Origin of the sequence: Streptomyces sp. NPDC093801, from assembly GCF_040701585.1 — a bacterium.
GTDB lineage: Bacteria > Actinomycetota > Actinomycetes > Streptomycetales > Streptomycetaceae > Streptomyces.
In genome coordinates this window covers 68,964-94,952 of sequence record NZ_JBFBDP010000013.1, presented here as the reverse complement: position 1 = coordinate 94,952, position 25,989 = coordinate 68,964, and the positions used below count along the sequence as shown (strand labels likewise).

At 73.0% G+C, this 25,989-nt stretch carries 25 protein-coding genes; 17 read left to right on the top strand and 8 right to left on the bottom strand.

Annotated elements, in window-relative coordinates; translation table 11 throughout:
• Positions 1 to 83 precede the first annotated feature (83 nt).
• The 5 genes from AB0469_RS17065 (at position 84) to AB0469_RS17045 (ending at position 5,208) form a co-directional block, all read left to right on the top strand.
• Positions 84 to 887: an ABC-2 family transporter protein gene (locus AB0469_RS17065; RefSeq protein WP_366452186.1), complete on the top strand. Its 804-nt coding sequence runs from the start codon at positions 84 to 86 to the stop codon at positions 885 to 887.
• Between the two features lie 190 nt (positions 888 to 1,077).
• Positions 1,078 to 1,869, top strand: a complete 792-nt coding sequence (locus AB0469_RS17060) for an ABC transporter permease (RefSeq protein WP_366452298.1) — start codon at positions 1,078 to 1,080, stop codon at positions 1,867 to 1,869.
• 2 nt (positions 1,870 to 1,871) lie between these two features.
• The gene (locus AB0469_RS17055; protein WP_366452185.1) at positions 1,872 to 2,834 is read left to right on the top strand and encodes an ATP-binding cassette domain-containing protein; all 963 of its coding nucleotides are present in this window, start codon (positions 1,872 to 1,874) and stop codon (positions 2,832 to 2,834) included.
• 267 nt (positions 2,835 to 3,101) lie between these two features.
• The gene (locus tag AB0469_RS17050; RefSeq protein WP_366452297.1) at positions 3,102 to 3,755 is read left to right on the top strand and encodes a DUF1707 domain-containing protein; all 654 of its coding nucleotides are present in this window, start codon (positions 3,102 to 3,104) and stop codon (positions 3,753 to 3,755) included.
• A gap of 238 nt (positions 3,756 to 3,993) precedes the next feature.
• A complete protein-coding gene (locus tag AB0469_RS17045) occupies positions 3,994 to 5,208 on the top strand; it encodes a DUF445 domain-containing protein (protein WP_366452296.1) in 1,215 nt (404 codons plus the stop codon).
• Positions 5,209 to 5,698: 490 nt separating this feature from the next.
• On the opposite strand, the gene AB0469_RS17040 is transcribed toward AB0469_RS17045, so the two are convergent.
• Positions 5,699 to 5,998, bottom strand: a complete 300-nt coding sequence (locus AB0469_RS17040; RefSeq protein ID WP_366452184.1) for a hypothetical protein — start codon at positions 5,996 to 5,998, stop codon at positions 5,699 to 5,701.
• A gap of 71 nt (positions 5,999 to 6,069) precedes the next feature.
• The gene (locus AB0469_RS17035; RefSeq protein ID WP_366452183.1) at positions 6,070 to 6,246 is read right to left on the bottom strand and encodes a hypothetical protein; all 177 of its coding nucleotides are present in this window, start codon (positions 6,244 to 6,246) and stop codon (positions 6,070 to 6,072) included.
• Positions 6,247 to 6,408: 162 nt separating this feature from the next.
• On the opposite strand from AB0469_RS17035, the gene AB0469_RS17030 reads away from it, so the two are divergent.
• Complete coding sequence (locus AB0469_RS17030) at positions 6,409 to 6,948, top strand: N-acetyltransferase (protein WP_366452182.1); 540 nt, start codon at positions 6,409 to 6,411, stop codon at positions 6,946 to 6,948.
• Positions 6,949 to 7,005: 57 nt separating this feature from the next.
• Positions 7,006 to 8,022, top strand: a complete 1,017-nt coding sequence (locus AB0469_RS17025) for a hypothetical protein (protein WP_366452181.1) — start codon at positions 7,006 to 7,008, stop codon at positions 8,020 to 8,022.
• Here the strand turns inward: AB0469_RS17025 and AB0469_RS17020 are convergent.
• The gene (locus tag AB0469_RS17020) at positions 7,997 to 8,761 is read right to left on the bottom strand and encodes a hypothetical protein (RefSeq protein ID WP_366452180.1); all 765 of its coding nucleotides are present in this window, start codon (positions 8,759 to 8,761) and stop codon (positions 7,997 to 7,999) included. The genes AB0469_RS17025 and AB0469_RS17020 overlap by 26 nt on opposite strands.
• 293 nt (positions 8,762 to 9,054) lie before the next feature.
• Between AB0469_RS17020 and AB0469_RS17015 the strand changes: the two genes are divergently transcribed.
• The 4 genes from AB0469_RS17015 (at position 9,055) to dcm (ending at position 14,392) form a co-directional block, all read left to right on the top strand.
• Positions 9,055 to 9,738: a hypothetical protein gene (locus tag AB0469_RS17015; protein ID WP_366452179.1), complete on the top strand. Its 684-nt coding sequence runs from the start codon at positions 9,055 to 9,057 to the stop codon at positions 9,736 to 9,738.
• 87 nt (positions 9,739 to 9,825) lie between these two features.
• Positions 9,826 to 11,241, top strand: a complete 1,416-nt coding sequence (locus AB0469_RS17010; protein WP_366452178.1) for a transcriptional regulator — start codon at positions 9,826 to 9,828, stop codon at positions 11,239 to 11,241.
• Positions 11,238 to 13,073, top strand: a complete 1,836-nt coding sequence (locus AB0469_RS17005) for a DEAD/DEAH box helicase (protein ID WP_366452176.1) — start codon at positions 11,238 to 11,240, stop codon at positions 13,071 to 13,073. The genes AB0469_RS17010 and AB0469_RS17005 overlap by 4 nt, the downstream gene beginning before the upstream one ends.
• A 119-nt stretch (positions 13,074 to 13,192) precedes the next feature.
• Positions 13,193 to 14,392, top strand: a complete 1,200-nt coding sequence (gene dcm, locus AB0469_RS17000; protein WP_366452175.1) for a DNA (cytosine-5-)-methyltransferase — start codon at positions 13,193 to 13,195, stop codon at positions 14,390 to 14,392.
• A 9-nt stretch (positions 14,393 to 14,401) separates the two neighbouring features.
• On the opposite strand, the gene AB0469_RS16995 is transcribed toward dcm, so the two are convergent.
• From AB0469_RS16995 to AB0469_RS16985, 3 genes are all read right to left on the bottom strand, one after another.
• A complete protein-coding gene (locus AB0469_RS16995; RefSeq protein ID WP_366452173.1) occupies positions 14,402 to 14,869 on the bottom strand; it encodes a very short patch repair endonuclease in 468 nt (155 codons plus the stop codon).
• The gene (locus AB0469_RS16990) at positions 14,859 to 15,689 is read right to left on the bottom strand and encodes a NaeI family type II restriction endonuclease (RefSeq protein WP_366452171.1); all 831 of its coding nucleotides are present in this window, start codon (positions 15,687 to 15,689) and stop codon (positions 14,859 to 14,861) included. The genes AB0469_RS16995 and AB0469_RS16990 overlap by 11 nt, the downstream gene beginning before the upstream one ends.
• 65 nt (positions 15,690 to 15,754) lie before the next feature.
• Entirely contained in the window at positions 15,755 to 16,771 is a 1,017-nt protein-coding gene (locus AB0469_RS16985) for an SEC-C metal-binding domain-containing protein (RefSeq protein ID WP_366452170.1), read from the bottom strand.
• 47 nt (positions 16,772 to 16,818) lie between these two features.
• Here AB0469_RS16985 and AB0469_RS16980 point away from each other — a divergent pair, with 47 nt between their 5' ends.
• The 4 genes from AB0469_RS16980 (at position 16,819) to AB0469_RS16965 (ending at position 20,025) form a co-directional block, all read left to right on the top strand.
• Positions 16,819 to 17,694, top strand: coding sequence for a class E sortase (locus AB0469_RS16980; RefSeq protein ID WP_366452169.1), 876 nt, complete (start codon positions 16,819 to 16,821; stop codon positions 17,692 to 17,694).
• Positions 17,695 to 17,758: 64 nt separating this feature from the next.
• Complete coding sequence (locus AB0469_RS16975) at positions 17,759 to 18,076, top strand: DUF6412 domain-containing protein (RefSeq protein WP_366452168.1); 318 nt, start codon at positions 17,759 to 17,761, stop codon at positions 18,074 to 18,076.
• A gap of 122 nt (positions 18,077 to 18,198) precedes the next feature.
• Complete coding sequence (locus AB0469_RS16970) at positions 18,199 to 18,864, top strand: YidC/Oxa1 family membrane protein insertase (RefSeq protein WP_366452167.1); 666 nt, start codon at positions 18,199 to 18,201, stop codon at positions 18,862 to 18,864.
• Positions 18,865 to 19,167: 303 nt separating this feature from the next.
• Positions 19,168 to 20,025 carry a fumarylacetoacetate hydrolase family protein gene (locus tag AB0469_RS16965; RefSeq protein ID WP_366452166.1) on the top strand — a complete coding sequence of 286 codons (858 nt, stop codon included), beginning with the start codon at positions 19,168 to 19,170 and terminating at the stop codon, positions 20,023 to 20,025.
• A 79-nt stretch (positions 20,026 to 20,104) separates the two neighbouring features.
• Here the strand turns inward: AB0469_RS16965 and AB0469_RS16960 are convergent, their stop codons facing one another.
• Entirely contained in the window at positions 20,105 to 21,343 is a 1,239-nt protein-coding gene (locus tag AB0469_RS16960) for an ALF repeat-containing protein (RefSeq protein ID WP_366452165.1), read from the bottom strand.
• A gap of 83 nt (positions 21,344 to 21,426) precedes the next feature.
• Positions 21,427 to 22,563 (bottom strand): Gfo/Idh/MocA family oxidoreductase, encoded by a 1,137-nt coding sequence (locus tag AB0469_RS16955; protein ID WP_366452164.1) that lies wholly within the window; start codon positions 22,561 to 22,563, stop codon positions 21,427 to 21,429.
• Positions 22,564 to 22,619: 56 nt separating this feature from the next.
• Here AB0469_RS16955 and AB0469_RS16950 point away from each other — a divergent pair, with 56 nt between their 5' ends.
• Together AB0469_RS16950 and AB0469_RS16945 are read left to right on the top strand one after the other, a co-directional pair.
• Entirely contained in the window at positions 22,620 to 23,792 is a 1,173-nt protein-coding gene (locus tag AB0469_RS16950; RefSeq protein ID WP_366452163.1) for an ROK family transcriptional regulator, read from the top strand.
• Between the two features lie 953 nt (positions 23,793 to 24,745).
• The gene (locus AB0469_RS16945; RefSeq protein ID WP_366452162.1) at positions 24,746 to 25,528 is read left to right on the top strand and encodes a hypothetical protein; all 783 of its coding nucleotides are present in this window, start codon (positions 24,746 to 24,748) and stop codon (positions 25,526 to 25,528) included.
• Positions 25,529 to 25,989: the final 461 nt, after the last annotated feature.

The window sequence follows — 25,989 nt, the reverse complement described above, 5'->3', positions numbered from 1 at the left end:
AAGCGGTCGCGCGGCCCGCCCCCGCGCACTAGGCTCGCGCGCTTTGGCCGACGTAGGAACGACGTGGGAAACGGAGGGATACGGTGCGGCTCTATCTGACCGTCGCGGCGGGCGGGTTCCGGCGCTACGCGGCCTACGGAACGGCGACGGCGGCCGGGGTGTTCACCAACACCGTCTTCGGCTTCATCGTCGCGTACACGTACATCGCCCTGTGGGACGAGCGCCCGCACCTGGGCGGCTACGACCAGGCACAGGCCCTGACCTTCGTCTGGGTCAGCCAGTCCCTGCTGGCGGCCGCCTCGCTCATCGGCGGCGGCTTCCAGGAGGAGCTCCAGGAGCGTATCCGTACGGGTGACATCGCCGTCGACCTGTACCGCCCGGCCGACCTCCAGGCCTGGTGGCTCGCCGCCGACCTCGGCCGGGCGGGCTTCCAGCTGCTGGGCCGCGGGCTGCTGCCCCTGGTGGCGGGGGCGTTCGCCTTCACGCTCGCGCTGCCGTCCGATCCGCTGCGCTGGCTGCTGTTCCTGCTCTCGGTCGGGCTCGGGCTGGTCGTCGGGTTCGGGGTGCGGTACCTGCTGGGGCTGGCCGCGTTCTGGCTGCTGGACGGGGCGGGGGTCAACCTCATGGCCACCGTCGTGACCGTCTTCTGCTCCGGGATGCTGCTGCCGCTGACCGTCTTCCCCGGGGGCTTCGGCGAGGTGATGCGGCTGCTGCCGTGGGCGGCGATGCTCCAGGTCCCGCTGGACGTGCTGCTCGGCACCCACGCCGGGGCCGGGGGAGCCGTGCGGGCGCTGGGCTTCCAGGCCGTGTGGGCCCTGGCGCTGCTGGGCGCGGGGCGGCTGGTGCAGTCGGCGGCCACGCGGAAGGTGGTGGTCCAGGGTGGCTGAGGCGACGGCGTTCCCCGCGGAGCCGGCGGGCGGGTCCGGGGCGGCCGGGGAGACCGGGGCGGGGGCGGGGGCGGCCGGGTCGGCGGTCACCGGCGCGGCGGAGGGGCGCGGGCGGTCGTACGGGGCGGGGGCGGGGGACGGCGCGAGGGGCTACGGCGCGGAGGGCTACGGCGGCCGGCTCCGGGAGGGGCTGCGCGGCTACGGGCTGATCGTCGGGATGTGGATCCGCTCGACGATGGCGTACCGGACGTCGTTCCTGCTGGCCACCGTCGGCAACGCGGCGATCACCGTCCTCGACTTCGTCGCGATCGCCGTCATGTTCTCCCACGTGGAGGCGCTCGGCGGCTTCACCCTGCCCGAGATCGCCCTGCTCTACGGGGCCTGCTCGGCCTCCCTGGGCCTGGCCGACCTGCTCCTCGGCAACACCGACCGGGTGGGCGCCCGGATCCGCGACGGCTCCCTCGACACCATGCTGGTGCGCCCCGTCCCGCTGCTCGCGCAGGTCGCCGCGGACCGGTTCGCGCTGCGCCGGCTGGGGCGGATCGCGCAGGGGCTGGCGGTGCTGGGCTGGGCGGTCTCCGTGCTGGACGTGCACTGGACGCCGGGGAAGGCGCTGCTGGTACCGGTCATGGTGGTGGCCGGGGCGGGGATCTTCGGCGGGGTGCTGGTGGCCGGGGCAGCGTTCCAGTTCGTCGCCGGGGATGCGGCGGAGGTCCAGAACTCCTTCACCTACGGGGGCTGCACCATGCTCCAGTACCCGCCGACGGTGTTCGCGAAGGACCTGCTGCGCGGGGTGACCTTCGTCGTCCCGCTGGCCTTCGTCAACTGGCTGCCCGCGCTGTACGTGCTGGGGCGGCCCGATCCGCTGGGGCTGCCGGGGTGGGTCGCGTACCTGAGCCCGCTGGTGGCCTTCGCGGTGTTCCTGCCCGCGTCGCTGGCCTGGCGCGCGGGGGTCCGTTCGTACCGAAGCACGGGGAGCTAGTCGTGTCCGATGCCCTCATCTCTCTCGACGCGGTCGAGAAGGTCTTCGAAGTACGGCGCCGGTCGGGGCTGATGCGGCGGGAGAAACGCCAGGTCAGGGCGGTGGACGGGATCTCCTTCGAGATCGCGCGGGGCGAGGTCGTCGGTTACATCGGGCCCAACGGTGCCGGGAAGTCCACCACGATCAAGATGCTGACCGGCATCCTCACCCCGAGCGGCGGCCGGCTGCGCGTCGCCGGCATCGACCCCGCGCGGGAGCGGATGCGGCTCGCGCACCGGATCGGGGTGGTCTTCGGGCAGCGCACCACCCTGTGGTGGGACCTCCCGCTGAAGGACTCGTACGGGCTGATGCGCCGGATGTACCGGATCCCGGAGGCCCGCTTCCGGGAGAACCTGGACCGCTGCGTGGACCGGCTCGACCTCGCCGCGCTGCTGGACGTACCGGTGCGGCAGCTCTCGCTGGGCCAGCGGATGCGCGGGGACATCGCGGCGGCGCTGCTGCACGACCCGGAGGTGCTGTACCTGGACGAGCCGACGATCGGGCTGGACGTGGTCAGCAAGGCGCGGGTACGGGGTTTCCTGCGGCAGCTGAACCAGGAGCTCGGGACGACGGTGCTGCTGACGACGCACGACCTCCAGGACATCGAGCAGCTGTGCGAGCGGGTGATGGTGATCGACCACGGCCGGCTGATGTACGACGGGGCGCTGGGCGGGCTGCACGCGATGGGGGAGGGCGGCGAGCGGACGCTGGTGGTCGACCTGGAGCGGGAGCTGCCGCCGCTGGAGGTGCCGGGGGCGCGGGTGGTGCGGGTGGAGGGGCCGCGGCAGTGGCTGGCCTTCCCGGCCCGGGCCTCGGCGGCCCCGCTGGTGGCGGCGGTCGCGGCGGAGTACCCGCTGCTGGACCTGTCGGTGCGGGAGCCTGACATCGAGGACGTGATCGCGCGGATGTACGCGGGGCGGGGGTAGGGGCGCCATGGCAGGGGCGCCCGGGATCGCCGAGGCAGGGCGCCCGGGATCGCCGGGGCGGCGGCGCCCGGGATCAGGGGGAAATCAGGGGCGGGGTCGGGGTGCGGCCCGGGATCCGGACCGTTCAACCGGCCGCCCTCTCTGCCTAGTCTGAGCCCTATGAGTGACGAGCGCCCGGAGCAGGCGACGCCGGAGAAGACCCCCGCACGGAAGACCTCCCTGGAGAAGGCCCCCCAGCAGCAGCCGGAGGCGGCGGCCGCCCCGTCCATGAGGGCGTCGGACGCCGACCGGGAACGGGTCGTCGAGCGCCTGCGGGACGCCGTCGCCGAGGGCCGGCTCGACATGGAGGAGTTCGAGGAGCGGCTGGAGGCGGCGTACAAGTCCCGTACCTACGCCGAACTCGAACCCCTGACCAGGGACCTCCCGGCCCCCGAGTCCTCCTCGGCCCTCTCCTACGCCCCCGGCCCGGTCTCCGCCACCTCGTCCTGGCAGTCCCGCATCGGCGGTACGTCGGCCTCCTCGTCGGCGATCGCGATCATGTCGGGGTTCCAGCGCAAGGGGCGCTGGACGGTGCCCGCGCAGTTCAACGCCGTGGCCTTCTGGGGCGGCGGCGAGCTGGACCTCCGCGAGGCCGATTTCGCGGCCCGCGAGGTCGTGATCACCTGTGTGGCCATCATGGGCGGCATCGAGATCACCGTCCCGCCGGGCGTCGAGGTCGACGTACGGGGCATCGGCATCATGGGGGGCTTCGACCAGGGCAGGTCCCTGGAGAACCGTCGGGAACCGGACGCCCCCCGGGTGATCGTGAACGGCCTCGCCTTCTGGGGCGGGGTGGCGGTCAAGGTCAAGGAGCCGAAGCCGCCGAAGCGGCCGAAGGGCGGCAAGGAGCTGGGCGGCGGCGGGGTCCGCAAGGAACTCTGACCTCGGCCGGACACCCGGCCGCGGCGCGCCGGGAACTCCCCGGCCCTCCCGGGAGTCGGATGCTATGCAGACAAAACCGGCCATCGGGGGAAGGCAGGAGCAGCACGTGAAGGATCCGGGAACGGCCGCACCACCACCGTCACCGCCAGCGCCAGCGCCGGCGCCGCCACTGTCCGCCGTCCGCGGCGCGTTCGTCTTCAACGAGGCGGACGAGGAGCGGCGGCGCGGCGTCCGCCGCATGAAGACCACCGCGACCGGCCTGTTGATCGTCGTCGCCGCGGTCTACGTCCTGGCGAAATGCGCCCAGCAGGCCTGGGGCGCGGGCGCCTGGGCCGGGTACGTCGCCGCCGCGGCGGAGGCCGGCATGGTCGGCGCGCTCGCGGACTGGTTCGCCGTCACGGCCCTCTTCCGCCGGCCCCTGGGACTGCCCATCCCGCACACGGCGATCATCCCCACGAAGAAGGACCAGCTGGGGGTCTCGCTCGGTGAGTTCGTGGGCGAGAACTTCCTCTCCGCGGACGTGGTGCGCGCCCGGCTGCACGCCCTCGGCATCGGCGGCCGGCTCGGCGCCTGGCTGGCCGAGCCCGAGCACGCCGACCGGGTCACGGCGGAACTGGCGACCGCCCTGCGCGGGGCCCTGACCGTACTGCGCGACTCCGACGTCCAGGCGGTGGTGGGCGAGGCGATCACCCGGCGGGCGGAGGCGGCGGAGATCGCGCCGGGCCTCGGCAAGACCCTCCAGCGCGTCGTCGCCGACGGCGGCCACCGCCGCGCGGTCGACCTGATCTGCGCCAGGGCCCACGACTGGCTGGTCACCCACGGGGACTCCGTCATGGACGCGGTCCAGGGCGGGGCCCCCGGCTGGACCCCGCGCTTCGTCGACCGCAAGGTCGGCGACCGCGTGTACAAGGAGCTGCTCCGGTTCGTCACGGAGATGCGCGACATGCCGGGCCACCCGGCGCGCGCGGCGGTGGACCGCTTCCTGACGGACTTCGCCGCGGACCTCCAGTCGGACACGGAGACGCGGGCGCGGGTGGAGCGGCTGAAGTCCGAGATCCTGGCGCGGGGCGAGGTCCAGGACGTGATCGCGTCGGCGTGGACCGCGGTCCGCTCGATGGTCATCTCGGCGGCGGAGGACGAACGCAGCGAGCTGCGGCTGCGCGTCCGCTCCTCCCTGATGTCCCTGGGCGCCCGCCTGGCGACGGACGGCCGGCTCCAGTCGAAGCTGGAGGGCTGGATCGAGGGCGCGGTGGTCTACGTCGTGACGACGTACCGCGCGGAGATCACCTCGCTGATCACGGACACGGTGGCCGCCTGGGACGCGGAGCACACCTCCCGCAAGATCGAGGCCCACATCGGCCGCGACCTCCAGTTCATCCGCATCAACGGCACGGTGGTGGGCGCACTGGCGGGCCTGCTGATCTACACGGTGTCGCGGCTGCTGGGCGGGTAGCGACTCCCGCGGGACGGTCAGGCCGGCAGGGCGGGGGCCGACGGGGCGGCGTGAGGGTGGGGGCCGACGGGGCGGCCGGTCGGGCCCGTGAGGGCCGGAGTGCGGCTGGAGGCGCCGGGTCGCCTCCGCCCCTCGACGGGCCGGAGGCGGACCACCCCCGGAGGGGCCGGGCAACCCCCGGAGGGGCCGGGCGCCCTCGGAGAGGCCGGGCGCCCTCGGAGGGGCCGCACAGCCCCGGAGGGGCCGGGCAACCTCCGGAGGGGCCGGGCACTCTCCGGAGGGACCGGGCGCCCTCCGAGGGGCCGGGCACCCCAGCCCCCCGAGGGGGCGGACAACCCCCGGAGGGGCCGGGCGCTTTCGGAGGGGCCGGACAACCCCGAGGGGCCGGACAACCGCGAGGGGCCAGGCGCCCTCGGAGAGGCCGGACACATCCGGAGGGGCCGGGCACTCCAGCCCCCCCGGAGGGGCCGGGCACCCCCGGAGGGGCCGGTCAGGCGCGGTCGGCGACCGCCCAGGCCGTGGCGGCGACGACGCCCGCCGCACCGACGACGGCCGGCCACGCGCCGACCTTCTTCGCCAGCGGGTGCGCCCCCGCGAAGCCCGCCAGGTACAGGGCCCCCAGGCCGGCCGCCGCCGGCACGCCGCCGCGGCGGTGCCACTCGCGCCCGGCCACGACGCCGGCGGCGCCGAGCACGACCCCGCCCAGGGGCCGCTTCTTCGTCCAGCGGGCGACGGCGTAGCCGCCGATCAGCCCGGCCGCCGCCACCGCGGAACTCGGTACCCGCGCCATGTCGAACTCCCTCGTCGTGTCATCGGTACGTCATACGAGCGGCCATCTCATGCGATGAACCGCTTTCGAGGCTAACGCGGACGCCTGGAGCCCCGACGGACACCCGTCGCCCCGAGCGCGAGCACGGCCCCGCCCACCACGGCGTGCGGCACCGCCTCCCGCAGGGCGCGCGGCAGCAGCGCCACGACCCCGAGCACGAGGAGAAAGGCGAGCGCGCACCGCCCCGCCACCCGCAGCAGTCTGTCCACGGCTGCTCAACGCCCCGCGCCGCCCGGCGACACGCACCCGCGGCGGCCGATTTGTCGGCACACGCCGGGTTCCTCCTATCCGGGCGCCGGGGAACCCCAATCGCATAGTTTCGGTCTTCCACCCCAAAACGCCCCCCGCGCCCATACACCCCGGAGCCGCACGTGATCTCCTACGGCCGTTCCGTCCTCGACCTGGCCGACGAACTCGTGGACGCCTACGACGACGTCTTCTCCGCCCCGCCGTGGAACGAAGACGCAGAAACCATTCGCCAGTTCGCGGCCCGCCTCCAGACGGACGTCCGGCGCCCCGGATTCCGTACGGCGTTCGCCCAGTCCCCCGCCGGCATCGACGGCTTCGCCACCGCCTGGCTGACCCAGGCCCCCTTCCCCCGGGGCCGCGGCTACCCCCAGGTCGCCGCCCAGCTCGGCCCGGAGCGCGTGCGCGAGCTGCTGGTCGGGGCGCTGGAGATAGACGAACTGGCCGTACGGGCCTACGCGCGCGGCACCGGCACCGGCCGGGCCCTCCTCACCGAGATCACGGCCGACGCCCCGCACCACCGCGCCTGGCTGCTGACGTCCCGCCTCGCCGCCGACACCGTCGCCACCTACCACCGCCTCGGCTGGCACGAGGTCCCCGCGCTCCCCGGCACCGAGACCAACGTGGTCGTCTTCCTCGCCCCGGACCACCCCGGCCGCCCCTGACCGCCCGACCACCCGAAAGGGACGACTGGACCTCCCGGGACCGGGCATACCGGGGCCATGATCACCCACAGGGCCCCCGAGCCCCTCGCCCGCCGCCAGCTGAACCTCGCCACCCGCCACCAGCTCACCACCACTGCCGGCGTCCCCCGCACCACCCTCACCTCACGCACCCGCCCCGGAGGCCCCTGGCAACGTCTGCTGCCCCGCGTCTACCTCCTCCAGACGGGCCCTCCCGACCACCGCCAACGCGCCCTGGCCGCCGTCCTGTACGCCGCCGAACCCACCGCGGACCCCCTCGCCGGCGACACCGCGGCCCTCACCGGGGGAGCCGCCCTCGCCCTCCTCGGCATCCGCGACGCCCCGCCCGCCCCGGCCGACGTCCTGATCCGCGGCCCGCGCCGGCTCACCGCCCTCGCGCAGGTCCGCCCCGTGACGACCTCCCGCTGGCCGGGCACCCTGACCGTCTCGGGCGTCCCCAGCGCCCGCCCGGTCCGCGCCGCCGCCGACTTCGCCGCCCGCTGCCCGAGCCCCGACCGGGTCCGCTCCGTCCTGGCCCAGGTCGTCCAGTCCGGCTGGTGCCACCCGCACGACCTCCACGCCGAACTCCGCAGCGCCCGCCTCCTGTCCCGCCCCGCGATCCGCGCCGCCGCCGGGGAACTCCTGGCCGGGGTCCGCTCGATCGCCGAGGCCCGGGCCCGCGACGTCCTCACCGGCACGGACCTCCCGACCCCGCTGTGGAACGCCCGCCTCTACACCCCGGACGGCACCTTCCTGGCCAGCCCGGACGCCTACTGGCCCGACGAGGGCGTGGCCCTGGAGATCGACTCGGCGGAGTACCACTACACCCGCGACGCCTGGCACGCCACCCTCCGCCGCCTGCGCCTCGAATCCCACGGCGTCCTGGTGGTCAGCGCCACCCCGTCGATCATCCGCGACACCCCGCAGGAGGTCCTGAAGGCCCTCCACACCCTCCTCACCCTCACCACCCCCCGCCGAACCCCACCCACCCTCACGGCCCGCGGCCACCAACAGCTCACGCTGCCCTGGCCTACTGATCACGAGTCGCGGCTGTGAGCAGGTACTCGACGTCCTGTTCCCGGCCGGCATGCCGCAGTGCGGCCACGATGTTGAGAACGGCCTGCTTATCGGCTCGTTCGCTGGCGCTGGTCAGGACGGACTCCGCGGCCTCGTCTAAACCCGCTGCCCGGCACGAGCCGATGGCTTCGACGACTTCTGGCGCGGAGAGGGTCCGTCCCGCGCGCCACAGGAGCAGGCCCGCGTCGCGATGTCTCCCGTCAGAGAGGAATCCGGTCAGCGTTCGCATCTCGCTCCAGTCGGTATCGGCGGCGAGTGCGCGCGGCCGGTCCCTCTCGGGAAGGGGGACCGGCACCCGCTGCCGTGCGGAGGCCGCGAATACTGCGGTGCGGCTCAGCGCATTGCTGCGACGGAGGCGACGCCTGACGGTCCCCGGCGAAGGCCGACCGGGCGCAGGCTCGCAAACTGGTGAAGCCGGCGTCTCCGCCTTGCTTTCGCCGGGCGCAGCGGTCCGGGGATGGGGTACGCAGGCGCAGTGCTGGACGCGGGCCAGGCGCCGCAGCTCCAGCAGTTCCTCCAGTGAACACGGCAGTGGCAAGCCCCTCGTCCCGGTTGCTGAAACGTCGTCCTGGATCACGTCGTAGAACGCCTTGACCAGGGGCTCGTCCGGGACTCGGCCGCCGTTCAGGTGGTTGGAGAGGCTGGTCGCCACGAAAAAGCCCGATGCGGCGATCGCGGCCTGGGTGCGCGGACTGCATTCACGCAGCTTCCGCAGCATCAAGACGAACTCCCTGTGGGCTTCCGGCAGATCCGGAGGCAGCTCCTTCCACTTCCCGCTGTGCCGAGGCATCACGACTCCGTTCCCTGATGGTCATTACATCGTCGGATTCTTCCGGCATGCGGACCGCTGCGTGAACTGTCTGGAGTTTTCAACTGACCTCGAAATCGCGGGAGGTGTGGCCTTCTGGTGAGCCGCTGAGCCACAGTTGCACCGTCCGCCGACACGGCCGGTGGGGGCACCCCAGGAGCCGCGCGGACAGTTCGCGGCTGACGGGAATAAGGAGAAACGCAATGGCTCTTCCTTCCTGGGAGGACAAGAAGTTCGGCACGATGAAGCGTGCCGCGCTGTGGCTCGTCACGGTGGTGGGGGAAGGAAACGCATTCACCAAGGAGGATGTGAAGCAGGCGTTTCCGGGCGTGAGCCAGGCAGACCGACGGGTGCGGGACCTGCGTGACTTCGGATGGAGGATCGATACGCACCGCGAAGATTTGACGCTCGGTCAGCACGAGCAGCGTTTCGTGTCTCCGGGTGAACCGGTCTGGGAACCAGGCAAGGGAACCCGGCCGGCCACGTCCCTGAGCGATACGCAGCGCCGTGAAATCCTGGCACGGGATGGCCGCCACTGCCGTTCCTGCGGTATCACCGCCGGCGAGATGTACCCCGGGACCTACGAGTCTGCCCAGCTTGACATCGCCCGGCGCCCGGTGGTGCAGCCGGACGGTGCCGCCGTGGTGGAGAACGTGGCCGAATGCAACCGGTGCCGTGTGGGCGGCCGGGGCCTGACCGCTGACCTGGGCAGTGTCCTGGTCCGGCTGGACCGCCTGGCAGGCATGGACCGCAAGACCCTGACCGACTGGGTGGAGGCGGATGCGCGGGAATTCGCAGAGGTGGAGCGGATCTGGGCCGATTTCCGTACGCTGCCGGCCGACGCGAGGAACAAGGTCCGCGAATCCCTCGGTCTCCCTCCGGTCTGACAATAGGAACAAGGGGCCGCGCTGGCAGCGCGGCCCCGCCCCAACCCCCTACGTACCCATGGACATGCAGTCAGAGGAGAACGCACCGTGAGCATGGACTTCGGCCGGCCGCCCCGAGCCGCGATGATCCAGGAGCTGGTCGAGACGCGGCTCAAGGAAGTCGGTGACGGCGGCGGTCTCCAGGAGACGCTGACGGTCGAGTGGCGCGCCAAGCCCCTGGTGGTCCAGGTCATCGACATGCCCATCGACCAGGTGTACTTCAACCCCGCCACACACCGTATCCGCGCACAGCGCAGCTTTGACCCGGAGCGTGATGCTCTGCTTACGGAAGCCCCCTGGAGCCCGGAGAGCCAGGAGTACCTCCGCTATCTGCTTCAGGCACTGCCCTCCAACCCGGCTGAGCGGGACGGCGACTTCGACGAACTCAGGCAGAGCCTGAAGGACTACAGGCAGAACGAGCCGGGTCTCATGACCCGTGACGGGATCCTCGTCAACGGCAACACCCGGGTCGCGGCCCTGCGTGAGCTCGGAGTTTCCAGCGTCCGCGTCGGCGTCCTGCCGGAATCGTGCACCTGGACGGACATCAACGCTGTCGAGCTGTCGCTGCAGCTCCGCCACGACACGCGTCGGCCGTACTCGTACATCAACAGGCTGCTGACCATCGAGGAGCAGGCCGCTGCTGGCCGGCCGCTCGCCGATATCGCAAAGGACTTCCGTATCAGGACGGAGACGGCCGAACAGGACCGGTGGGTGCTGTCCACGCTCAACGACCTCGTCACGCGCTCCAAGGCTGGGCAGGCCCAGCTCAAACTCATGGACTTCGAGGATCACCAGGAGAAGCTCCGTGAGCTTCACCGGGCCTACGCGAAGACGGTGCGCCAGAACCCCGGGCAGGCGGACCTGCTGAAGGAGAACAGGCTGGCGTTGATCGTCCTGGAGTTCTCCAAGACGGATGTCCGCCTCGCCGACGTGGACTTCCGCACCCGCTACCTGCAGCGGCATCTCCCCGAGCAGCTACGGCAGGCTTCAGAGCAGCCGGCGGCGGCCAGGGTCATTCCCGGACTCAACCGTGCGCTTCCGGGCGACAGCCCACAGGTGGCGGCTGCGAAGGCGCTCACCGACACCTTGCTGCGGGCGAAGGCGGTGAAGCGCGCGCCCGAGGGCGTGAACCGGGAACAGACCGACGAGGCGGCAGCGTTGTGGCAGCAGGCCAGAGATGCGGTGAACGAAGCCCTCGTGCCGGCAGGCAAGGACGCTCGTGTGCGAAAGCGCAAGCAGGCAGCCCCTGACCGCCTTCACGACGCCGTCCAGGACATTGAGCAGTGCGTGACGGACATGACGCTCGCTCGGGCCTCACGCAACCTGGACGAGGAGACGCTGGACGAGGCGATCCTCGCCCTCAGGGCCAGTCTGAAGAAGCTGGCGCGCGAAGCAGCGCGCATCGAAGAGCCCGGTGACGGAGTCGCCTGGCTGCTCGACGCCGTGCGGCAGGAGAAGGCATGAGCGAGCCGTCGCTCCGCCTCGGCTTCGATACCTCCCGCACGAAGGCCTTGCTCCGTGCCGCTGAGCCGTTCGGTACTGACCTCACGCACCTCGCCGCAGGCTTTCCGGTGGGAGGTCAGCGTGGTCCGCTGATGCTGGAAGTGCCGCTCGACGACTTTCTGTCGGGCCTGCAGGTGCTGTCGGACTGGCCTGAGCCGGACTCCGTCGAGTGGGACGAGGAACTGCTCGCCCTGGTCAGCGACGTCCTCGACGACGCGGAGCAGGCATCCCGGTTCCTGGAGCACGGCCCGCAGGACCCCGCAACCGCCGAGTGCGGCGCCAGCGCGGCACTGCCGGAGCAGGCCCTGGGGTCCGGCTGGCGCGCGGACCTCACCGCCTTCCAGCGGCGTGACATCTCCAGGCTGCTCGCGATGCGGCACGGTGCGAACTTCAGCGTTCCTGGTGCTGGCAAGACCCGTGTGGGTCTCGCGGTGTACGCGGCCATGAAGGAACAGGGGACCGCACGGCGGCTTCTCGTAGTGAGCCCGAAGGCGGCCTACGAATCGTGGCTCTCGGAGAGCGGCGAGTGCTTCGAGGCGCCTCCGGTGACCACGGTCATGGACAGGACCCCTGATCCGCACGCGGAGATCCTGGTGGTCAACTACGAACGTCTGGACCGCTCCCTGACGGGCCTCGCGGGCTGGCTGCGCGCGGCGCCCTCGATGGTGATCCTCGACGAAGCGCACCGGATGAAACTGGGAGCGCAGGGTACGTACGGGAGTGCCTGTATGGCGCTCGGGCCGCTCAGCCGCCGTCGTCTCATCCTCACGGGCACGCCTGCCCCCAACGGAGCCCGTGACCTGGAGAACCTGCTCTCCTTCGTCTGGCCTGGGCACGGCCGCCGCGTGGTGACCCAGGCGGTGGCTGGCGGAAACCTTGCCCATGCGAGTTCCGTCCTCCGTCCGCTCTTCACCCGCACGACGAAGAAGGAACTGGGGCTGCCACCGTTCCAGCCGGTCATGCGGACCGTCCCGCTCGAGGGACTGCACCGGGAGATCTACGACGCCCTCGTGGGCCGCTTCACCGCCCGTGCAGAACTTTCCCGAGGCGACTTCGACGCTCTTGGTAAAGCGATGCTCCGGCTGCTCATGGCGGCCACGAGCCCAGCGCTGCTAGTGGAAGGGAGCAGTAAGCACGAACCGCTGAATTTCCAGGTTCCGCCCCTGGATGTGCCGACTGGAGAATCGCTTTTCGCACTGCTCCAGCAGCTTCCCCAGCACGAGATGCCGCCGAAATATCGTGAAGTGCTGGACATCGTGTGCCGTAATGCGGCAGCCGGACGGAAAACCCTGGTCTGGTCCACCTTCGTCCGCAACATCACGAGTCTTGAGGTGCTGCTGGATGAGTACCGGCCCGCAGTAGTCCACGGCGGGACTCCGGACAGGGAAGACCAGATCAGGCGCTTCCGCCAGGATCCCGACTGCTTCGTGCTGATCTCCAACCCGGCCACGCTCGGAGAGGGCATCAGCCTGCACCAGGACTGTCATGACGCCGTCTACGTCGACCGGGACTTCATGGCTGGCCGGTTCCTGCAGAGCCTGGACCGCATCCACCGCCTGGGTCTCGCTCCGGATGCTGAGACCCATGTCACGGTGCTCACATCAGAGGGCACGATCGATGAGGTGGTCGCACTCCGGCTGGCGGAGAAGCTCGAGTTCATGGGGAGCATCCTCGACGACCCCTCAGTGCGCCAGCTGGGCGACCTCCAGGAGGAACGCCAGGTGGCAGGGGGCATGGATGAGGCGGACGTGCGTGCACTGCTGGAACATGTGGGGGCCGGGGCGGCCCGCTGACGCGTACGGGGCGGGTGCGCTGGCCGGGTCCGGCGTGCCCGTCCTGGCTTGGGTTGCGCTGAGTGTCAGTGGCGGATGCGACACTTGCCTGTCTGCATCTGCCACACCAGGAGGACTCGATGGGTGCCAGCGATCACACGCTGACCTCGATTGAGATTTGCGCCGGCGCCGGAGGGCAGGCCATTGGCCTCCACCAGGCTGGCTTCAGCCATCTCGCACTCGTCGAGATCGACCAGTATGCGGTCGCGACGCTGCAGCGCAACATCGCGGCCCGGGACGGCTGGGAATTCGAGCGCAAATTCTGCGACATCGTCCATGCGGATGTGAATGATTTCAAGCCCCTGGTCAACCTGGAAAAGCCGGTCGAGTATCTGGGCCGCCAGCTGCGGCGCGGCGAGCTTGGGCTTCTGGCGGGCGGAGTCCCGTGCCCTCCGTTTTCGCATGCAGGAAAGCAGCTGGGTAAGGATGATGAGCGGGACCTCTTCCCGCGGATGCTGGAACTCGTAGACGAGCTCCATCCGCAGGCTGTGATGATTGAAAACGTCCGTGGAATCATGGACGATAAGTTCTCGGACTACCGTGACTGGGTGATCGCGCGTCTTCAGGGAGGGCGTGCCAAGGATCCTGAGACGGGCATTGAGACCGATTTCGCTGGCGCCGGATACAAGTTCTGCGGCTGGAACGTCATCGAGGCGAGTGACTTCGGCGTCCCGCAGCTCCGGCCGCGGGCCATTCTCGTGGCGATCCGGGAAGACGTCATCGGAACCATCGAGTTCCAGTGGCCGCAGCCCCGGAGCGGCTCCGTCACAGTGGCCAGGGCGCTCGGCCCGAGCATGGAGGCCCGCTACGCCCCGTACATCGCCCAGGGCGGGACGATCGGCCTGAAGGCAAGGGACGCCCTCAAGCGCTGGCAGGGCATGAGCGGTGCTATCGCACCAACCCTCGTTGGCGGATCCAAGAAGCACGGCGGAGCAGACCTCGGCCCGAGCCGTGCCAAGGCGGCGTGGAAGGCCCTGGGGGTCAACGCGCTGGGTGTCGCCAACTCGCCCAAGGACGTGGAGGAGAAGAAGAGCCGCGACCGCGACCTGTTCCGCGAGGAAGGACCGATGCTGACGGTGGGCCAGGCTGCGCTCATCCAGGGGTTCCCGCCGGAATGGGATTTCGAGGGCGACAAGAGCCAGGAACGCCTTCCGGGCAAGACGGCCCAGTACCGGCAGGTCGGGAACGCGTTTCCGCCCCCCGTGGCACGCGTGGTCGGAGAGGCCATTGCCCAGGTACTGAACGCAGCCGCTGAAGCGGCCCGAAACGGCCGCGGCTAGGCTCCTTCGTCAGTCCTCCGCCGCGGCCGGCCGGCCGCGGCGGTCCTGGACGGTAGACACGATGGTGGCGGCGCACACGTCGGAGCGCTCATGTTCCCAGAAGCGCAGCACGAGCCAGCCTGCCCGTTCCAGCTGCTGGTCCGTATCGCGGTCCCGCGCCATGTTCCGGGCTACCTTGTCCGACCAGTAGCCCGGGTTGGTCCTAGGCGGTACGTAGTGCTCAGGACAGCCGTGCCAGTAGCAGCCGTCGATGAACACGGCCACCTTCGCCGGACGGAAGACGAGGTCGGCCGTCCGCCTGAGATCAGGCAGGGGACGCGCCGCGACGCGGTAACGCAGCCCCTGCGAGTGGACCAGCTGCCGGATCACGCGCTCCGGCTTGGTGTCGCGGCTACGAATCGCCTGCATGTTGCGCCGACGGGCAGCCGAAGAGGCCCAAGAGCCCTCGGGAGGCTGCCACGGGTCCTCACCCGTCATGAGCCCGCCCTTCCTCCAGCCGCAGGGCCACCCAGTCCTCCGGCCCCAGAGTGATCTTGTGAGCGGCTGCGAGGTCCTGCTGGTCGCGCCACTTCCCGCACAGCAGGGTAAGGCCATCCTGTGCCAGGTGCTTCCTGATGTTGCGGGCACGCCGCAGGGGGTCAAGCTTGCCCGCGCCAACGGTCGCAATGGCACTGCGCGGGATGACGTGCCCTTCGAGGTACCGGAACATCATGGCGAAGCGGTGTTCCTGGCCCGGATGCTTCGCGAGAACGCGGTCGGCCTGCTCCGTGGTGAGCAGAGTCAGAGGATTGACCGGCAGCGGGGTCCAGTCGTACAGCGGAATGCTCCATCGGTCGCGGGCGTCCACGGCGAGGCCCCGCTTGCCGTCCTTGTTGCCCTTGCCCCGGTAGAGCCACGAGCGGTGGGCCCGGACCAGCCACGAACGGTGCCGGCCCTGTCCCAGCTGTATCTGGGTACAGATGCACAATTGGCACTGAGCTTCCGAGGGTATCGCCCAGTTCGAACCGACGGTCGCCTTGATGTCGACTGGCACCTTTGCGATGCGCGTGTCGAGCGGGGCCTCCTTCGGAAGCGAGAACGAGCGGAGAACCTCGTATTCGAGCTTCGCCCCCACCGAGGCCCTCTCGCCCGGGTGGACCTTGGGAGACAGCAGGTTGTACCGGCCGGTCCGAGCTCCGTCCAGGACGTAGTCGATCGCGTTGGCGATAGCGCCTGTGTAGAGCCCCGCGACATCAAAGGGCCGCAGCCAGTCCAGGACGGCCTGTGCGTCGACGTCATCGCCGGGCGCGAGCAGCACGTGCTCACCCCCGTCGGTGTTCGTGCAGATTTCCCCTGGCTCCTGGAGGACGAGACGTCCTCTGCTCATACGTGTGCCGCCCCCGCGTTCTCCCCGTGGCACTCCGCGTACGGCTTGCCCGAGGTGCACCAGCAGGGGGAGGTGGGGGTGGGGGGCCAGGGGGTGGCTTTGCCTCGGGCGGCCAGGGTGGTGGCGTATTCCGCCAGGAGGGACGGGGAGGCCGGGGAGGACTTCTCCGAGGCGGCGAAGGCCTCGTACGAGGGGACGCTGCCCGTGACGATGCCGAGGTTCGTGGTGCCCGAGGCGGCCAGGGCGCGGAGGGAGGATTCGACCTTCGCCAGGTGGGCCTCGTGGGAGGGGTACTCCGAGGTGAGGGTGGGGTAGCCGGTCAGGAGTTCGGCCAGTTCGCGGGCGGGCCAGTGGAGGATGGCCACCGGGAAGGGGCGCGAGAGGGCGGCGCGGCGGTCGCCGAGTTCGGCGCGCAGGCGGGCGATCTCGGCCCGGAGCTCCGCCGGGTCGTTGGAGCCCAGGGCCCAGATGCGCTTGGGGTCGTGGAGCTCGTCCAGCGGGATCGGGCCGATGTGGCGGGTGTCGGCGACCATGTCCCAGTCGTCGTGGGGGAGGGCCAGGAGCCGGCGGACGCGGTGGCGGCCCGTCAGGAGGGCGGTCGTGGCCTGGGTGAGGGGGGTGTCCTCCGAGGTGAGGAGGGTGGCCGCCTCGGTGAAGCACTCGTGGGAGGCTTCCAGCTCGTCGTGGGATTCGAGGGCTTCCGCGATGACCTCCCAGGGCGCCGGGTCCGTGGGCGCGGCGGCGCGGATGCCGGAGATCAGGGCGCGGGCCTCGGCCTCGTGGCCGTACTCCCACAGGTTCGCGGCCTGGCGGGCCTTGATCAGGTGGGGGTTCGCGGGGGAGGCGGAGAGGAGGCGGTCGTAGAGCGCGCTCGCGCGGTCCCGGGCGTCGCCCAGTTCGAGGTGGGCCGCGGCCTGGAGGAGCAGCGGCTCCTGGTCCTCGGGATAGCGGGTCGCCGTGCGGATGAGGCGCTCGGCTTCGGCGATGTGCTCTGCAGGCGTGTCGGGGCGCATGGTTCACACCGTACTGCTGCTGGTCAGTTGAGGGGGGAAGTCTTAGGGTGCCGGCCGTGCGGGATCGCGTGCGGGTGGTGGTGCAGGGGGGCGGCCGGCGGGCGCGCCGGGCCGGGTTCGCGCGGCTGCTGTGGGTGGGTGCCGAGGTGATCACCACGGTGGGGGTGGTGGTGGCGTTGCTGGTGGTGCACCAGGTGTGGTGGACGAATCGGCAGGCGGCGGTCGGTGCCGAGGAGCAGGTCCGGGTGCTGGAGAGGCGTTGGGCGGCTGGGGCTGGGGCTGGGGCTGGGGCTGGGGGGTCGGACGTGCCTGTGGTGGGGGAGGCTCCGGGAGTGGTCGAGGGGGGATCGGGCGGGGGGTTGAGCGAGGGGGCGGGTGAGCGGGCCGGGGGTGGGGGTGTCGTGGGGGCGTCGCCTTCCGCGGGGGCCGGGGGGAAGCCCGGGCCGGCGGGTTCCGGGCCGGCGCGGGACGAGGCGTACGGCGTGTTGCGGATCCCGAAGCTGGGGCTGTCGGTGCCCGTGGCGGAGGGGGTGGACCGGCGGGCCGTGCTGGACAAGGGGTACGTCGGGCACTACCCGGGGACGGCGCAGCCCGGGGCGGAGGGGAACTTCGCGCTGGCCGGGCACCGGAACACGCACGGGGAGCCGTTCCGGTACCTGAACCGGCTGCGGGAGGGCGACGAGGTGCTCGTCGACCTGCGGGGGCGGCGGTACACGTACGTGGTGGGGAAGGTGCTGGCGGAGACGAGCCCGGGGGACGTGGGGGTCATCGCGCCGGTGCCGCGGAGCGGGGTCCGGCCGGGGTACGGGTACGGGGAGCCCGGGGCCTACATCACGCTGACGACCTGCACGCCCGAGTACACCTCGAAGTACCGGATGGTGGTCTGGGGGGTCCTCAAGGGCGTTGTCGGTGTCGGCCGTTAGTGTTGAACAGGATCGAGTGTTCGTTGTGGTGAGGTGAGTCGAGGGGGTGGTTCGTGTGGGGCGGATGGCTCGTGCGCGGTCCTTCCTCGCGTCCTTCTCCTTCTCGTCCCTGCTCGTCGCGCTGCTGTTGCTCGGCGGGGTCCTCGGGCTGCTCTCCGGGGAGGCCGGGCTGGCGGCCGGGATGGTCGTGCTGGCCGCGGCGGTCGCCGTGGGTGCGGCCGTGCTGGCGGGCTGCCTCGTGCGGCCCGTGCCGCCGCACCGCATACGCACCGCGATACGTGATCGCGAGCAGCGCACGGCGTTCCTGCCGCAGCGCGATCCCGACGCCTCGGGCCGGTCGCGGCCCAGGGCTCCCGGCCGTCCGTTCCTGACGGCCGCGTAGGGGCGCGCAGTGTCCGCTGCCTTCCGCTCTTCCTCTGACTGAACGCTGTTGCCGCCCCTCGCGGGTCGTCACGCCGAAATGCACCTTCTTCGACGTTCGACGAGACCCCTCGGAGGGCCCGCGTGTCCGTTTTCACCCATCTCGTTGCCCAGCTGGGCCGGCTCCTGGAGCCGGTACTGGCCGAGTCCGCGACCGCTGCCGCGATCGTGCTGTTCACCCTGCTGGTACGGCTCGCCCTGTACCCGCTGGGCCGTGCCGCGTTCCGTGCGGCGACCCCGGGGGCGGGGTGCCTGCCGATGCTGTTGCAGCTGCCGGTGTTCTACCTGATGTACCGGTCGTTCTCCTCGGGGGACGAGCTGCTGGGCCACCGGCTGTTCGCCGCGCCCCTCGGGGCCCGGTGGTCCGCGGCGCTGGAGGAGGGCGGTCCGTTCGGGGCGCAGGGGCTGGTGTTCCTCGGGCTGTTCGCCGCGATCGCGGTGGTGGCCGCGTGGAGTGCGGTGCGGGGGCGGCGGGCCGCGGTGGCCGCGCCGGCCGTGGCGCCCGTCCTGCCCGCGGTGAAGGGTGCGGGAGGGGCGGTGGCCGCGCCGACCGCCGAGCAGCTGGCGGCGATGCGCAAGCTGGGCGGCGTACTGCCCCTGCTGTCGTTCGGGACGCTGATCACGGCCGCCGTCGTACCGCTGGCCGCCGGGCTGTACCTGCTGACCACGACGGCCTGGTCGGTGGCCGAGCGGGCCTGGCTCCAGCATCGGAAGGCGGCTGCCGGGGCGGCGGCGGGCGCGGCGAGCTGAGCGGGCGCAGGGTCGGCGCGGCGCCGGGCCGGCCGGGCTCCGGAGCGGCGCGTCGAGCCGGGCGGCCTCCGGGCCCGGTGCGGAGCGGCGGCCGGGCGGGGCGCGGGCGGCGTGGAGGGCCGGGGCCGGGGCCGGGTGGTGGGTCGGGCAGGGGTGCGGACCGGCGCGTTCCAGTCCGTGAACAGGGTCTTGCGGATTGGTCGGACATCTTGGAGGATCAGCCAATCCTCCGATGGCCGCAACCCATCGGCCGGCCCTGGGCGCGCCCGTGGGCCGACCACCCACGACCACGGGAGAATGCCCATGAAGCTGCTGCGTGTCGGACCCGTCGGGTCGGAGCGCCCCGCGCTGCTCGACCAGGACGGGACCCTCAGGGACCTGTCCGGCCTGATCACGGATGTGGACGGGGCCCTGCTGGCCGACGACTCCGTGCTGTCCCGGGTGCGGGAGGCCGCGGCGGACGGTGGGCTTCCGGTGCTCGACGCGGAGGGGCTGCGCCTCGGCTCTCCGGTCGGCCGGATCGGCAAGGTCGTGGGCATCGGCCTGAACTACTTCGGGCACGCGGCCGAGATCGGCGCGGAGCCGCCCGCCGAGCCGATCCTGTTCCTGAAGGCCGCGGACACCGTGGTCGGCCCGGACGACACCGTGCTCATCCCGCGCGGCAGCGTGAAGACCGACTGGGAGGCCGAGCTCGGCGTCGTCATCGGCAGCACCGCCCGCTACCTGGGCTCCGCCGAGGAGGGCCTCGCGCACGTCGGCGGCTACGTGCTGGTCAACGACGTGTCGGAGCGCGAGTTCCAGATCGAGCGCGGCGGCACCTGGGACAAGGGCAAGAACTGCGAGACGTTCACCCCGCTCGGCCCCTGGCTGGTCACCGCCGACGAGATCCCGGACCCGCAGGTCCTGGACGTGCGGCTGTGGGTCAACGGCGAGCTCAAGCAGGACGGCACCACCTCGGACCAGATCTTCCCGGTGGGCGAGGTCGTGCGGTACCTCAGCCAGTTCATGACGCTGTACCCGGGCGACGTGATCGTCACGGGGACCCCGGCGGGCGTGGCCATGGGCCAGCCGGAGCCGAAGCCGTACCTGAGGGCGGGTGACGTCGTGGAGCTGGAGATCGAGGGGCTCGGACGTCAGCGGCAGGAGTTCAAGGGCGCGTAGGGCCGCAGCGCCGTACGGCAAGGGGGAGGGGCGGGCCGCCCGGGCGGCCCGCCCCTTCGCGTTTCGTACGGGGTGCGGGTCAGCCCTCGGCCGACGCGCGGCGGCGGCGGTTGGCCACGACCAGGCCGGCGCCCGCGGCCAGGGTGCCGGCGGCGGCGCCCGCCATCCAGGTCGTCCCGGTACCGGCGCCGGTGCTGGCGAGCGGGCCGGAGGAGGAGCCGCCCGCCGGGGCGGTGTTGCCGCTGCCGCTGCTCTTGCCGGTGCCCGTGGCGACGGCCTGCTGGACGCCGTCCTTGGTGCCGGTGCCGGTGCCGGTGCCGGTGCCGGTGCCGGTGCCGTTACCGGTCCCGTTGCCCGTGCCCGTGCCCGTGCCCGTGCCCGTGCCCGTGCCGTGGCCCTCGTCCTTGGCGCGGGCCACGTGCCGGCCGGTCTTGAGGAACGCGGTGCGGTCCTCGGGCGTGCCCTTGAGGGCGGCGAGGGCGGCCTTCTTCAGCTCCGGGCCGGCCTTCGCGACCATGGACGCGATCAGCACCTTGTTGTCGTCGTCGCGCAGCTCGAACTGGGTGGTCGTCATGAACGTGCGCAGCTGCGCCGGGGTCGGGTTGCCTTCGAGGAACGCGATGATCCCCTCCTTCAGGCCCGGCCACGCGTCCTTGATCATCCCGAACAGTGCCACCCGGTCGTCCTCGGCGCGGACCGTGTGCTGGCCGGTCGCGACGAACTCGCGGATCTGCTCGCGCGTGCCGTGGCCCATCAGCTCGTTGACCGCCTTGGTGATGCCCCGGCCGGCGCCGTTCAGCATGCGCATCATCTCGACGCGGTCGTCCTCGAGGCGGGCCGCGTGCTGCCCCTCCTTCAGGAACTGCGTGTACGCCTCCTGGGTGTTCTTCCGGAGCGCCTCCACCGCGGCGGCCTTCACGGCGCGGCCGCCGAAGTTGTGGATCCGCGAGATGAGGACCTCGTCGTCGTCGAACTTCTGCTCCGCCAGCTCGACCGTCAGGAAGTGGCGCATCTGCTCGGGCGTTCCCTTGAGCGCCTTCGCGGCCGCCTCGCGGACGCCGGGGCCGGACGTCGGGTCGGCCAGGATCTTCTCGATGTCGGCCCGGTCCTTCGCGGCCTGGGGGTCCTCGGCGGGCTTGTCCGCCGCCGGCTTCCCCTCGGCGCCGCGGTCGGGCGCGGTCGGGGCCGACGGCGTGGCGGCCGCACCGTCCGCCGCCTCCGCCGCGAAGGCGGGCGAGGAGAGCAGGACGGCCGGGGCGATCGCGGCGGTGGCCACGATCGATGCGATCCGGGGCAGCTTCACAGGTGGGGTTTCCATTCTTCACATGTGTGACGAGCGGCAGCCTGTGCAGGATAGATCGTTTAGGTGTTCGAAACCCGTCGATTTTGCGACAGAGTGGATCACACGGCGACGGCCGACCCGTCGCGGGACGAAGCGCGTGCCGCCTCCAGCACCGCCAGGCACTGGGCCGCCTCGTCCGCCGTGACCGGGGCCGGCCCGCCCGTGCGCAGCGCCTCCTCGACCGCCGCGTAGTAGGCCGGGTAGTCGCCCGGGACCGTCGGCACCGGCTCTCCGCCGCCGGTCAGCGGGGATTCGCCGGAGCCGAGCCGTCCCCACAGGTGCTCCGGCTCCTCGCCCCACGCCGTTCCGCCCGCACCGCCCGGCCGCAGTCCCTCGCGCAGCGCGGCCTCCTGCGGGTCCAGGCCGTACTTGACGTATCCGGCCCGCGAGCCGAGGACGCGGAAGCGCGGGCCGAGCTGGGCGGCGGTGGCGCTGACGTAGAGGTGCGAGCGGACGCCGTTCGCGTGCGTGATCGCGATGAACGTGTCGTCGTCCGCCTCTGCGCCCGGGCGGCGCACGTCGGTCTCCGCGTAGACCCGTACGGCCGGGCCGAACAGCACCAGCGCCTGGTCGACGACGTGGCTGCCGAGGTCGTAGAGCAGGCCGCCGATCTCCTCCGGCGCGCCGGACTCGCGCCAGCCGCCCTTGAGCTGGGGGCGCCAGCGCTCGTAGCGGGACTCGAACCGCTGGATCTCGCCGAGTTCGCCGTCGGCGAGGAGGCGGCGCACGGTGAGGAAGTCGTTGTCCCAGCGGCGGTTCTGGAAGACGGACAGGAAGGTTCCGGTCCGCGCGGCGAGCGCGGCGAGTTCGCGCGCCTCGGCGGCGGTGGCGGCGAGCGGCTTGTCCACCACGACCGGGATGCCGGCGGTGAGGGCGGCGGTGGCGAGCGGGACGTGGGTCTTGTTGGGGGAGGCGATGACGACGAGGCCGAGGGCGTCCTCCCCGCCGCCCGCGCGCTCCCACAGCTCGTCGGCGGAGGCGGTGACGCGGACGCCGGGGTGGGCTTCGCGGGCCCGGGCCTGCCGGCCGGGGTCGGAGGTGACGACGGTGTCGAGGACGAGGCCCTCGGTCGCGGACACCAGCGGGGCGTGGAAGACGGAGCCGGCGAGTCCGTAGCCGATGAGCGCGACGCGCAGGGGGGTGCGGGGGGAAGTGGTGGAGGAGGCCGAGAGCGAGGCCGAGGGGGAGGCGTTCATGGCATCCACTTTGGCAACAGTGTTGTGTAAGTGCAAGGAGGGTGGACAATGGCTGGGTGAACAGGGGAAACGCGGAGGGCGGCCGGGGCGGGGCGAACCTGCCGGCGTTGCGCGGGCACAACGAGGCCCTGCTGCTGGACCTGCTGCGCGCCGCGGGCCCGGCGGGGCTGGGGCGCGCCGAGCTCGCCGCCCGTACGGGGCTCACCCCGCAGGCCGTCAGCAAGATCACCGCCCGGCTCGCGGCCGAGGGCCTGGTGGCCGAGGCGGGCCGCGACGCGTCGACCGGCGGCAAGCCGCGGACCCGGCTGCGGCTGGTGCCCGGCGCCCGGCACGCCGTGGGGGTGCACCTGGACCGCGACGCGCTGAGGGCCGTACGGGTCGACCTGGCGGGCGGGGTCGTCGCGGAGTGGAGCGGACCGCTGGACTTCGGGGCGGGCCCGGAGGCGGTGGTGGACGCGGTCGTACGGGCGGTCGTGCGGGTGTCGGGCGGTGGCGGGGAGGCTCCGCCGCTGCTCGGGGTGGGCGTGGCCGCACCGGGACCGCTGGACTGGCGCAGCGGGGTGCTGGGGCGGGTGACCGGGTTCCCCGAGTGGGAGGGGTTCCCGTTGCGGGAGGTGCTGGCGGGGCGGTTGGGGGCTGCGGTGGTGGTGGACAAGGACACCAACGCCGGGGTCGCGGCGGTGGGGCCGGGCGTGTTGGGCGGGCCCGGTGGCGCCGGTGGCGCCGGTGGCCCCGGCGGGTCCGGTGGCCCCGGTGGCCCCGGTGGCCCCGGCGGGTCCGGCTCCGGATCTTCCGTGTACCTGCACGTCGGGACCGGGCTCGGGGCCGGGCTGCGGCTGGACGGTGCGGTCTACCGGGGTGCGCGGTCGGGCGCGGGGGAGTTCGGACACCAGGTGCTGCGGTTGGACGGCCCGCCCTGCCGGTGCGGGGGCCGGGGCTGCCTGGAGGTGCTCTGCCTGGAGGCGGTGGCCCGGGGCGACCTGGCGGAGGCGGCGCGGGTGCTGGGCGAGGGGGCGGCGAACCTGGTGGCGCTGCTCGACGTGGACCGCGTGCTGCTGGGGGGCCGGGTGGTCGCGGGGCACCCGGAGGTGTTCGTGAAGGGGGTGCAGGAGGTGCTGGCCGCCCGCGTCCTGACCGCCGGCCCGCCGCCGCTGGTGGCGCGGGCGCCGGCCGGGGTCGCGGAGGGGGCGGCGGAGCTGGCACTGGCACCGCTGTTCGGACACGGCTGAACCCACCGGGCGGCCGCAGGGCGGGCCGGTGGTGGGGAGGCCGGTCGGGCCGAGGGTAGGGCCGGTGGGTGGGGAGGCCGGCCGGGTCGGGGTGGTGCCGGTGGTCGGGCAGGCGGGGTTGGGGCTGGTGGTTGGGCAGGCCCGGCTGGCCGGGACGCGGGCGGTGGGCGGGATGGCGGGTCGGGGTGGGGCCGGTGGTCGGGCAGGTTGGGGTGGGGCCGGTGGTCGGGCAGGTTGGGGTGGGGCCGGCCCGGTGGGGTCGGGGCGCGGTCGGTGCGCGGGATGGCCGGGCGGCCGCGGGGCACGGGTCGGTGCGCGGGATGGCCGGTCGGGTCGGGGCGGGTCCGGTGGGCGGGCAGGTCCGGGCGGCCGGGGTGGGCCGGTGGGTGGAAGGACGGCAGGGGCAGGCCCGGTGGGTGGGAAAGTCGTTCAGGTCGGGGCGAGGGCTTCGGGGCCGGACGGGGCACCGGGGGCCGGCGTCGGGCAGGCAGGCGTCCACGCCGCCGGGCGGGCGTCCGGCGGCGTGGACGGCCGGTCCGGCGGGCGGGAACCCGGCGGGCCCCTTCGGCCCCGGTCTCGGGGGCGGTCCCGATCCCGCCCCCGGCTTCGGCGGACCCGGCCGGGTCCGCGTAAGCGGCCCGCGTCCCGGCTCCGGCGAACGGAATGCCGGGCCCCGGCGCGGCGCGGTCGGTGCTGCGGGTGGTCCCGGGGCGGTGCACGGGTCCGCGGGCCGGTGGCTTCGGCTCCGGCGCCCGGCGTGCCGCCCCGCCCCGGCGTGGCCGAGTGGGGTAGGTCGTGGCCGGACGGCCCCGGGGCCATCCGGGGGTAAAGCGGGAGGACTCGGGCGTGGACGTGAGGAGGGGGAGCGGGGGCGTGGGAAGGTGCGGGCGGAGGCGGGGTGATTGTCGCCTCGTCCGATCATCACTTCCGTCCGGCGAGCAGCGAGGTCTTCCATGCGACTGCGCAACGCCCTTGCCCTCACGGCCCTCCTCCTCTCCCTCGCCGCACCCTCCGCCGTCGCGGACAACGGCACCGGTGGCGCCCCCCACCCCGCGCCCGCCCCGGCCATGCCCGCGCCCGCGACGCCCTCCCGCGCCCGCGCCACCTGCGGGGACGGCAAGAGCAACGCCTTCCCCATCGGGGCCAGGATCCGCGGCGGCCCGGCGGTCTACCGGGCCGGCGGCGGCCCGCAGAGCTGGCTGCTGGACCTGACCAACACCACCGGCGGCCCCTGCACCGCCATCCACCCCGTCATCGTCTTCACCGACCCCGCCCGCGCCCTGCGCCCCGCCCACCTCCGCATGGACTTCCAGGCCCCCGGCGGCCCCTACCCCGTGACCCTGGAGCGCAGCGACCGCGACGAGATCATCGCGGTGTTCGACGGGAAGGACGCCTTCCCCGGCTTCTCCGTGCCGGCCGGCGGCTCCGTCACCGTCAAGGTGCAGCTCGCCTTCGCCCCCGACACCCCCCTCGGCGAGGTGGTCGCGGACGCGGCCCTCGTGCAGAGGAAGGGGGACGACGGGGAGTGGATCGGCGAGGCCGGCGGATACCGGTTCTCCGTGGAGGGCCCCGAGGACCCCGACGACTCCGTCACGGCGGGCTCGCTCGCGCACACCGGTCGGCGGGACCGGGCCTACGGGGCCGGGGCCCTCGCCGCCCTGGCCGTCGGAGGCGGCCTGCTCCTCGGCGCCCGCCGCCTGCGCCGGGCACCGCACGGCCCGCGCCCCTCGCGCTGAGCCCGGCGGCGGCCCCCCGTCCGCCGCCGCCGACCCCCTGGCCGTCACCGCACCCCCGTCGGCCCCGCCGCGCCCTTGTCCGCCGCGGCGCCCCCCCGCCGTGCCTCCCGCCGTGCCCCCCGCCGTGCCCCACATGCCGTGCCCCCCCGCCGTGCCCCACATGCCGTGCCCCCCCGCCGCGCCCCACATGCCGTGCCCCCCGCCGTGCCCCCCCGCCGCGCCCCACACGCCGTGCCACCCCAGTCGGCCCCCGCCGCCCTCGCCCGCCACCGCACCTCCGTCCGCCGCCGCACCCTGGTCGGCCACCACCGCAGCGCCGCCCTCGCCCGTCACCGCCCATCCGCTGCCGTACCCCGTGGCCATCGCGCCCGGGCGGCCGCCGAACCCCACCCGCGGCCGCACCCCCCCGTCCGCCGCGGCGTCCCCGCCCGCCATCGCCCCCGTCGGCCCCCGCCCCCGTC